General features: G+C 56.4%; 1 rRNA gene. It reads right to left on the reverse strand.

Features of this window, described 5'->3' with window-relative positions:
- A 23S ribosomal RNA gene (locus NSB25_RS29060) occupies window positions 1-1,141 on the reverse strand; the annotation flags it as partial.

Raw genomic sequence — 1,141 nt, forward strand, 5'->3', positions numbered from 1 at the left:
TCACCTTTCGGTTTTGCACAGACCTGTGTTTTTGCTAAACAGTTGCTTGGGCCTATTCTCTGCGGCCTCCTCTCGGAGGCGCCCCTTCTCCCGAAGTTACGGGGCCATTTTGCCGAGTTCCTTGACAATGCTTCTCCCGTCGGCCTTAGGATTCTCTCCCTGTCCACCTGTGTCGGTTTCCGGTACGGGTGCATGATACGCCATAGCGGCTTTTCCCGGCACCTGCTCTGCATACTTCCCTACTTCTTTTCGGTCCACTTCACACCTTACGCGTTGAATGACGGTTTTTCCTGCCATCCCGCTCCTGTGCTTGTACCGGTCTCTTCTTTCCCGGCTTATGCTTCGCTGATGCGTCCCCGCAGTTCTGATATCTTGCAGTACAGGATTCTCCACCTGTTATCCATCGACTACGCCTTTCGGCCTCGCCTTAGGCCCCGACTCACCCAGGGCAGATCAGCTTTACCCTGGAAACCTCGGACATCCGGCCTGGAGGATTCCCACCTCCATCTCGCTACTCATTCCGGCATTCTCTCTTCCCGGCCCTCCACCGCTCCTCTCGGTACGGCTTCTTCGAACCGGCAATGCTCCCCTACCAAAGAGGCGGCCTTTCGACCCCTCTTTCCCGGGCTTCGGCGGCGTGTTTCAGCCCCGGACATTTTCGGCGCGGCACCCCTCGGCCAGTGAGCTGTTACGCACTCTTTTAATGTATGGCTGCTTCTGAGCCAACATCCTGGCTGTCTTCGGAATCCCACATCCTTTTCCACTTAACACGCACTTTGGGGCCTTAGCCGCGGGTCTGGGCTTTTTCCCTTTTGGCTGCCCAACTTATCTCGTGCAGCCTGACTCCCGCTCTCTTCCTGGCCGGCATTCGGAGTTTGGTATTCTTTGGTAGGCTTTGACGCCCCCGCGGAAATCCAGTGCTCTACCTCCGGCAGGACAAATACGGGGCTAGCCCTAAAGCTATTTCGGGGAGAACCAGCTATCTCCGGGTTCGATTGGAATTTCTCCCCTACCCACACCTCATCGCCACCCTTTTCAACGGATGTGCGTTCGGACCTCCACTGCCTTTTACGGCAGCTTCATCCTGGACATGGGTAGATCACCCGGTTTCGGGTCTGCGCGTACTGACTAATGAGAATCA

The organism is Acetatifactor muris (genome assembly GCF_024623325.1).
Lineage (GTDB): Bacteria > Bacillota > Clostridia > Lachnospirales > Lachnospiraceae > Acetatifactor > Acetatifactor muris.